Raw genomic sequence first — 8654 nt, 5'->3', positions numbered from 1 at the left:
GCAACCAACACTCAAAAACAGCTTCTCAAATAGACCCCATCGCCAGGCTCATAACCCACGGGGCTGACTGACGTCCGGCAAAGCCCGGGAAAACACTCCACTGGATGGTCTAAGGCCCAACGGACAAATCCTCCACAAAAACCAACCAGATATCCCAGAACCACCTGCTCAACGCACATTCCAAAACAAAAACACACCAACAAAAACCGCCCGAAATGGGCGGTACCAAAGGCTTGAACACATCTGATCGTGGATCAGAACCGGACTGCACCGGTATTGGCACCGCACAGGAGGACGCCAATACGCTCGTCCGGGCCAGCATCATACTTTTGTGATAGAAGTGCTGAAAAGGCCGCTGCTCCACCAGGTTCGGCGACGATCCGCAGCCGCTCCCAAAGCGCGGATTGAGCAGCGCGAATGTCATCGTCCGACACCAGGACCGAGTGCGTGACGAAGTCGCGGGCAAACGGGAACATCAACGCCCCAACTCGTCTGGGCGCAAGAGAATCAGCCGCTATGCCTTCGGCCGGTGCGTCGACGGGCAATCCGGCATTCAACGCCATATGCAACGTGGGCGCTCCCTCCGGTTCGACCGCCACGATCTTGATGCGACCGCGGAACCAGGCGGCAATCCCGCCAATCAGGCCACCACCACCCACGGCGACCAGCAGGGTCGTGATACCAGGAAGATCCGCTTCTATTTCCACGCCAAGCGTTCCCTGACCGAGCAACGTTTCCGTCTGGTCGAACGCGTGAACCGGCATGGCATTGCGTTCCGTTACAAATTGCTCGCTGGCAGCCAGAGCGTCAGCATATCGCTCGCCGGAGACAATAAGGTTCGCACCGTAACTGCGAATGCGTTCGGCCTTGGCGGGTGCTGTGACATTGGGCACAAATATGGTTGCGGGTATGCCAAGCCGCATGGCGGCATAGGCGACAGCAGCACCGTGATTGCCGCCGGATGCGGCGACAACGCCCGCTTCGGGCACTGGGCGTGTGAGCAAATTGGCGAAGGCGCCGCGCGCCTTGAACGAACCCGAGTGTTGCAGAAATTCAAGTTTGAAATCGACAGTACGCTGCTGCAGCCCGAAGTCGCCGAGATCGGCTCGTATGACAGGAGTATGCCGGATATGCGCCCGGATCAGGCGCTCGGTTTCGGCAATGCGTTCGGGCGTAATGTGTGTTGAGCTGGACATGGCGTGGACTCACGATGCGAGGAACTCAATTTAAAATGCTCCGAGCCGCAAATGCAACTTTTGTAGTTTGCGGCCGCTCTGATGTTCACATCCCTTCAACTGACTTTGCAGGGAGGAGGACCGGCGTGTGATCGTAATATCGTATATATTTCAATAGATTAAGAATTTCTCCTGACGATATTTTCCACCGCGTTGACTCATCATGCAACTTCTGATTATGTTGAATAACAAATGAGCGATATTTGCTCAAATGTAGATTTGCCAGAAAAATGAGTCTTTGGGGAGGAAAACCATGCTCAGCCGCCGTACCTTTTTGTTCAGATTTGCTTTTGCCGGAACCGCCATTTCTGTAATGGCTGCTCTCGGAATGACCTTGACTGCCGCCAATGCGGAGGGCCTGAAGATCGGGTTCAGTCAGGTGACGTTGCAGTCACCCTTTTATGTTCAACTCAAAACGGGTGCAGAAGCGGCAGCCAAAGCTGGCGGCGATACACTCGTTTTCCTCGATGCCAACGGGGATGTGAGCAAACAGAACAATGACATCCAGGATCTGATTACGCAGGGAGTGAATGCGCTGATCATCAACCCGGTTAATCCCGATGCAGTTGTGCCATCCCTCGAAGCCGCCGTTGCTGCAGGCATTCCAGTGATTACGGTTGATCGCAGCGTGAATGGCAAGGGTGTTACCGCCCATGTCGGCCGCGACAACAAGAACATGGGCAAGCTGGTCGGTGAAGCGGTCGTCGCGCGCCTAAAAGCTGACGGCATTGAAAAAGCCAAGATCATCGAGATTCAGGGAGACGCCGGCGGCGCTGTCATGATGGACCGCCGCGACGGCTTTCATAGCGCTATCGAAGGGTCGGGCCACACGATCGTCGAGGGCCCATATGCCGAATATATCCGCGCCAATGCGGTAACCGCCATGCAGGATCTGCTTCAGGCTAATCCTGATGTGAAAGTTGTCTATGCGCATAATGACGATATGGCGCTTGGTGCCCTGCAGGTCTTGAAAGAAAACAACCGCAACGATGTTCTGGTTGCCGGTGTAGACGGGTTGTCGGAAGCACTCGCAATCATTGCCGATGGTGGCAATTATATTGGCTCAGCCTTGAATGATCCAAAATATCTGGGTGATGTAACGATCCAGGTTGCACGCGAAGCGGCCGCCAAGAAACCGGTTTCCTCGTTTGTTGATGCGGGCACGGCACTGGTGACGTCCAAGAATGTCGCGGACTTCCCGCGTAAAGGACTCTTCGCCGAGTACCGCCCGCAAGTTCTCGGCCAGTAAGGCCTCTTCTTGAGCCTGCGGAGCAGTCCTGTTCCGCAGCTCCCACCATTATACCCACAGGATCATACCATGCGCGCAGCAGTTCTTTACGCCCCGGGCGATATCCGCCTTGAAAATGTCCCCGAACCACGGATCAAGCCGGGACACGTGATTGTCCGCGTCGCGTCGGTGGGTGTTTGCGGGTCGGATTTGCCACGCATGCTGATCAAGGGCGCACACAAGATGCCGCTGATCTGCGGCCATGAATTTTCAGGTCATATTACTCAACTCGGTGAAGGAGTTGAAGGCTTTGACCTCGGTGAACTGGTGGCCATTCCGCCGATGTTGCCATGCTTCAAATGTGACCAGTGCCAGAAAGGGCAGTTTTCGCGCTGCCGCGACTATGATTATTTCGGTTCGCGCCGGGACGGCGCTTATACGGAATTTGTCTGTGTTCCAGTTTCCAACCTTTTGAAAACACCTGAGGGCATTGATCCCAGGGCCGTTGCCATGACCGATCCCGCATCCATCGCCATCCACGCGATATGGAAGGCTGGCGGTATCGGGATGGGGCAGCGCGGCGGTGTCATCGGTTGCGGGCCGATCGGCCTGTTTGCCATTCAGTGGCTCAAGCTCATGGGCGCGAGCGAAGTCGTTGCCGTCGATGTCTCGGAAGAAAAACTGGCCATGGCAAGGCGTGCCGGGGCGACGCACACTTTCCTGTCTGGTGCAGACATTCCTGCCAACCTGCTTTGCGATACGATTATTGAAGCTGCCGGTCACCCGTCATCGATCAACATGGCGGTGAAGATGGCTGCACCAAGCGGTCATGTGGTGTTTATCGGCATTCCGGTTGCCGAAGTGACTTTGGACAACAAGACATTCCAGCATTTCCTGCGGCAGGAGGTCTCGTTGCATGGTTCCTGGAATTCGTTCGGAGCGCCTTATCCGGGACCGCAATGGACAGTGACGCTGGAAAAACTGGGATCCGGCGCATTGGAATGGGAGTTCATGATTACCCATGATCTTGATCTAGCCGAGTTGCCGGGCATGTTCGAAAAGTTCCGGACCGACAGGAGCATGTTCTTTTCGAAAGTCATGTTCCGGCCCTGAAAGACTTCGGGAAGAGGCAGGGAATCGAGGGAGGATATGGCAGGATGACACTTGTCCTGAATTTTGATCTTGGTACGGGAGGTGTCCGCGCCGGTGTTTATGACGTCGAGCGCAAAGCTATGCTCTCGCTGTCGGAAGCGAGCTATGGCACCACGTATCCCCACGCGGGTTGGGCTGAACAACAGCCCGACGAATGGTGGAACGCGCTTGTGAAAGCTGGCCGTCAAGCGGTCGAACAGTGTGGTTCGCGTGATATAGCAGCGGTTTGCGTTGCTACGACAGCGTCGTCCGTCGTAGTCTGCGACAGGGAAAGCGTGCCTCTTTACCCGGCTATTCTCTGGATGGACTGCCGTGCTGCCAAAGAGGCCCGCGCTACGGAAAAGGTGACGCACCCTGTTATGGCCTATAGTGGCGGCGGCGATGCCGTCGAATGGCTGGTTCCCAAGGCGATGTGGCTGGCCGAGCACGAGCCGGCCGTCTTTGGCCAGGCCGACATCATCTGCGAGGCATTGGATTTCATCAATTACAGGTTGTGTGGTGCTTGGGTAGGCTCGCGCATGAATGCCGCCTGCAAGTGGAATTATGATTCAAAGAACGGCACGTTCGTTCCAGAGATATATGAAGCGCTTGGTATTCCCCAGTTGCAGGACAAACTGCCGCAAAGGATTGTGCCGGTTGGCGATGCCATTGCACCATTGAAGCCGGAGGTTGCCGAAGCGCTTGGCATCACCTCGCAACCGCTTCTCGCCCAGGGTGGCATCGACGCGCATATCGGTGTGCTTGGCGCGGGTACTGTTGCCGCGGGTGGAATGCTGATCATCGGCGGCACATCGGTTGTGCATCTGACGCACCTGAAGGAACAGGGCAATGTGACCGGCTTCTGGGGACCTTATCCCAATGCGCTTGTCGACGGGTTGTGGCTGGTGGAAGCTGGGCAGGTCTCGGCCGGATCGATTCTCAACTGGTTCAGCAGCACGATTTTCGGGTTGGACGAGCAGGGCCATCGCGATCTGATCCGTCAGGCGTCCGTGGTTTCGGCACAGGATTCGGGCTTGCTGACGCTCGATTATTGGATGGGCAACCGCACGCCCTATCGGGATGCGGATCTGCGCGGGGCAATCCTCGGTCTGTCGCTCAGTCATAACAGGGCAGATATCTATTCTTCGGCCGTTGATTCCGTGGCGCTTGGTTCCGCCAATGTTGTTGCCGTGCTGGAAGATCGCGGTGTATCGGTTGAGCGGATCGTCATGGCTGGTGGCATCTGCAAGAACCCGTTGTGGTTGCAGGCGACAATCGATGCCATCGGCAGACCTGTTCATGTAGCGAGCGATGATAACCTCTCTCTCATTGGAACGGCTGTCTGTTGCGCCCATGCGCTTGGGTTGTTTTCCGATCTCATCACCGCTTCGGAAGCCTGTGCAGCACCGTCGAGAGAAGTGCAGCCTGACCCCGTGCGCAGTCGGCGGTATCGCGATACGATGGCGCTCTATCGGGATACGACCGAAACATTGACGCCGGCGCTTCATACATTGAGTGCCAGGCAATTGGCAGGGGCAGCACAATGAACGACGCACGGATCAATCCATCAGTCCGGCTGCCTTCCGACGAGCAGCGGGAGCACCTGATGGTGCGTGTCGCCAAACTTTATTATGATCTTGAGCGGACCCAGAGCGAGATTGCTACGGAGCTTGGTCTGACACGCTGGCAGGTGGGGCGGCTGCTCATTGAAGCCAAGGAACTGGGTGTTGTGCGCATCGAGATCACACCGCGCGCCTATCGCCGGACGGAACTCGAGGTACGCCTGCAGCAGGAATTCGGCCTGCGTGATGCCATTGTGGTCCCATCGGGCGGAACGACGGATTCAGCCCTTCTCATGGAAAGCGTGGCACAGGCTGCTGCTAAATATCTGGCCGGCCTCAATCCCAAGGCAGATCTGATTGGTGTCTCCTGGGGTCGCACCATGTCGGCCGTTGCGAAGTTCCTGCCTAATAACTGGAACCCGGGCGTGCATGTGGTTCTGGTAAACGGTTCGACAAATTTGCGTTCAACATCAACCCATACAAGTGCCGTTGCGGAGGAATTTGCCAGGGCAGGCAATGGGATAGCCACACTTTTGCCGGTTCCTGCCATATTGGGCAAGAAGAGCACCCGTGAAGTGCTTGAAGAGGACCCGATTATCGAGCGCGTTCTTAAGCTCGCAATGCAGGCGGATGTGGTCTGTTTTGGCATGGGCGGCATTACCCACGAATCCGTACTGCTTAGCTCCGGCTATCTTGAAGAAGCGGATATCGACCGGTTGAAGGAGGCAGGCGCGGTTGGTGATATTCTCGGCCGCTTCCTCGACAAGAATGGCAATATCGTTGACCAGACGATTGACGATCGCACGGTTGGATTGAGGCTTGACTATCTCAAGACCAAGCAGCGTTCGATCGGGGTCGTTGCGGGCGAGGAAAAATTGCAAATCGCACTGGCTGCCCTGAAGGCCGGTTATGTCTCGGTCATCGTTACCGACGAGGCCACCGCCCATTATGCATTGGAGGCCAGAAGTGACGACTGATGTTCTGACTGTCCAGCAGGTGTCGAAGAAATTCCTGCCCAACATTATCGCATTGGAATCGGCTTCGCTGAATGTCCGTGCCGGGGAAGTCCATTGTCTTCTCGGTGCCAACGGCGCCGGAAAATCCACTCTGCTCAAGATCATAGCCGGTGCTTTCCGTCCCACGGACGGTTCGCTTTTGCTTGATGGCAAGCCTGTTGAACTGCATTCTCCAGCGCAGGCGGCACGACTTGGCATTTCAATGATCTATCAGGAACTTGATCTGGTTCCACAACTGACCGTGGAGCAGAACCTGTTTCTCGGCCATGCACCTGGCCGGTTTGGATTGATCAATCACAGGGAGCGCCGGGAAAGAGCCGCCGCAGCATTGAAGCGTGTGGGCGCACATTTCAAACCGGAAGCACGGGTTGAAACCCTGTCGGTTGCCAACCAGCAACTGACCGCAATTGCCCGCTCGCTGACCATGGACGCCAAGATCATCATCATGGATGAGCCATCGGCATCGCTCAATGAGACCGAGCTTGAGAGCGTGTTCAGGGTTATTCGTGAACTCGTCAGACAGGGGGTTGCCATACTGTATGTCAGCCACCGTCTCGGTGAATTGCGTGAAATCGGTGACCGGGTCACCGTGTTGCGCGGTGGCCGGACCATCGAGACATTCGACGTTAAAAGCACCGGGGATAGCGCACTGGTCGAGGCTATCATCGGCAAACAACGCTCCCTGATCGAACGGAAAGCCCGCGAACCGGTCACAGGCGATATAGCGCTGCGCGTCAACCAACTGCGTGGACCGGACGGTCTTGATATCAACGGTCTCGATGTGCGGTGGGGCGAAGTCGTCGGCCTGACGGGATTGAATGGTTCCGGCCGCACATCCTTTCTGAAATCGCTATTCGGCGCGAACAGGTTCGATGGCGATATCAAGCTAGAAGGCAAGCCATTCCATCCGCGTCATCCCGCCCATGCCATCCGCAGCGGCCTCGGCTTGGTACCGGAAAACCGCAAGACAGAGGGTTTGGTTCTGCATGCACCGATCTATAAGAATGCAACGCTGCCATCCATGCGTGAGAGCTGGCTAACGCGTCATTCATTGCAAAAGCAGAAGACGGTACCTGTCCTCAAAAGTCTGTCGACCAAATATGGACGGCCGGAGCAAGCCGTGGTGCAGCTTTCTGGCGGTAACCAGCAGAAGGTTGTTCTGGCCAAATGGATCATCAACGGTGCGCGGGTTCTGCTACTGGATGAGCCTAGCCGTGGCCTGGATATCGGCGCGAAGGCCGATCTCTACAATCTGGTCGACAGGCTCGCCCAAGAAGGGGCGGCTGTCATTGTTGCAAGCAGCGAACTCGATGAGCTTTATGCCGCTTGCGATACGATCTGGGTCTTTCACGAAGGCCGTAACATCGGCAAATACGATCCCTCGGTTGCGGACCGCGACGTCATATTGAGGGCAACAATTCTGGGTGAAAATCATGTCCAACACTGAAACCGCCTTGTCGCCAGCGGATACGCCGGCCTTCGGCAAACGCCTTATCGATTTGGCGATTGAATACAACTTCATCGTCATCTTTCTCGCAGTGGTCGTTATCGCAACCTCGCTGTCGAGTAATTTTCTGACCTATACCAACATTGCCAACCTGTTTCAGCAGGCCGCAGTCGTCGGTGTGGTCGCCATTGGCATGACCTTTGTCATTTTGACAGGCAATATCGACCTGTCTGTCGGCAGCGTTGTCGCGCTTTGCGGTATGCTGGTCGCTGTGCTGATGTCGCATGGTTTCGATCCCTTCGTGGCCGTTGCGATAACGGCATTGGTAGGAACAGCCTGCGGAGCAGGAATGGGGGCGATCAGCGCGCTTGCCCAGGTGCCAAGCTTTATCGTGACGTTGGCCGGGCTCGTCTCATTCCGTGGTATCACCTATCTGATGACCGATGGTGTGCCGGTGAGTGGTTTGCCACAGGGCTTCGCGTCCATCAGTTCGACGATGATCCCGCTTCTGCCCGGTTTCTCCCTGTCATCAATGGGCCTGATCTTCATTGTCCTGTGCATTGTTGCCGGGCTGGTGCTGCGCTTTACCGTGTTTGGCGAGTATGTCTTCGCAACGGGTGGTAATCCCGAAGCGGCGCGGCTATCCGGCCTGCCGACCCGCCTTATCATCACGGCGGTTTTCGCGGTCTCGGGGTTCATGGCAGCGCTAGGTGGTATTCTCCTGACATCACGCCTGCGTATTGGTCAACCAACGGCCGCGCAAGGGCTTGAGCTTGACGCCATCGCCGCTGTCGTGCTGGGTGGCACAAGTCTATTCGGTGGACGCGGCGGCGTGCTCGGTACTTTTTTTGCCGTGATGCTGCTGCAGGTTCTCCGCAACATATTCAATCTTCTGGGATTGGGTTCCTTCTACCAGATGACTGTCACCGGTATTATCATCGTTGCAGCCATCCTGCTCAATCGCTTCATCGATCATAGGAAGGGTCGGGGATGAACACGCAACAACCATTGGTCCAAAAGGGCACGGAAATCCAA

General features: G+C 56.3%; 7 protein-coding genes. 6 read left to right on the top strand and 1 reads right to left on the bottom strand.

The features are described 5' to 3' along the window. Positions 1-254: 254 nt before the first annotated feature. Positions 255-1196 carry a threonine/serine dehydratase gene (locus FHW16_RS27900; protein WP_182552719.1) on the bottom strand — a complete coding sequence of 314 codons (942 nt, stop codon included), beginning with the start codon at positions 1194-1196 and terminating at the stop codon, positions 255-257. 292 nt (positions 1197-1488) lie between these two features. Between FHW16_RS27900 and FHW16_RS27895 the strand changes: the two genes are divergently transcribed. From FHW16_RS27895 to FHW16_RS27870, 6 genes are all read left to right on the top strand, one after another. Beyond that, on the top strand, positions 1489-2484 hold the full coding sequence (locus FHW16_RS27895; protein ID WP_182552718.1) for a substrate-binding domain-containing protein: 996 nt from the start codon (positions 1489-1491) through the stop codon (positions 2482-2484). Positions 2485-2553: 69 nt separating this feature from the next. Then, the gene (locus tag FHW16_RS27890; RefSeq protein WP_182552717.1) at positions 2554-3576 is read left to right on the top strand and encodes a galactitol-1-phosphate 5-dehydrogenase; all 1023 of its coding nucleotides are present in this window, start codon (positions 2554-2556) and stop codon (positions 3574-3576) included. Positions 3577-3620: 44 nt separating this feature from the next. Then, entirely contained in the window at positions 3621-5141 is a 1521-nt protein-coding gene (locus FHW16_RS27885) for an FGGY-family carbohydrate kinase (RefSeq protein ID WP_182552715.1), read from the top strand. Next, on the top strand, positions 5138-6133 hold the full coding sequence (locus FHW16_RS27880; RefSeq protein ID WP_182552713.1) for a sugar-binding transcriptional regulator: 996 nt from the start codon (positions 5138-5140) through the stop codon (positions 6131-6133). Before FHW16_RS27885 ends, FHW16_RS27880 begins: the two co-directional genes overlap by 4 nt. Further along, positions 6123-7619 carry an ATP-binding cassette domain-containing protein gene (locus tag FHW16_RS27875; protein WP_182552712.1) on the top strand — a complete coding sequence of 499 codons (1497 nt, stop codon included), beginning with the start codon at positions 6123-6125 and terminating at the stop codon, positions 7617-7619. Before FHW16_RS27880 ends, FHW16_RS27875 begins: the two co-directional genes overlap by 11 nt. Next, positions 7606-8613, top strand: coding sequence for an ABC transporter permease (locus FHW16_RS27870; RefSeq protein ID WP_182552711.1), 1008 nt, complete (start codon positions 7606-7608; stop codon positions 8611-8613). Before FHW16_RS27875 ends, FHW16_RS27870 begins: the two co-directional genes overlap by 14 nt. The last annotated feature ends 41 nt before the right edge of the window (positions 8614-8654 follow it).

The sequence above is a fragment of the Phyllobacterium myrsinacearum genome, from assembly GCF_014138285.1.
In the GTDB taxonomy this organism is placed as follows: domain Bacteria; phylum Pseudomonadota; class Alphaproteobacteria; order Rhizobiales; family Rhizobiaceae; genus Phyllobacterium; species Phyllobacterium myrsinacearum_A.
This window is presented reverse-complemented; position numbering and strand designations above follow the sequence as displayed.

Bases quoted from the DNA above. Each gene is read 5' to 3' on its own strand.
- FHW16_RS27890 (WP_182552717.1), top strand. From the start codon at position 2,554: ATGCGCGCAGCAGTTCTTTACGCCCCGGGCGATATCCGCCTTGAAAAT.
- FHW16_RS27900 (WP_182552719.1), bottom strand. From the start codon at position 1,196: ATGTCCAGCTCAACACACATTACGCCCGAACGCATTGCCGAAACCGAG.
- FHW16_RS27885 (WP_182552715.1), top strand. From the start codon at position 3,621: ATGACACTTGTCCTGAATTTTGATCTTGGTACGGGAGGTGTCCGCGCC.
- FHW16_RS27895 (WP_182552718.1), top strand. From the start codon at position 1,489: ATGCTCAGCCGCCGTACCTTTTTGTTCAGATTTGCTTTTGCCGGAACC.
- FHW16_RS27880 (WP_182552713.1), top strand. From the start codon at position 5,138: ATGAACGACGCACGGATCAATCCATCAGTCCGGCTGCCTTCCGACGAG.
- FHW16_RS27870 (WP_182552711.1), top strand. From the start codon at position 7,606: ATGTCCAACACTGAAACCGCCTTGTCGCCAGCGGATACGCCGGCCTTC.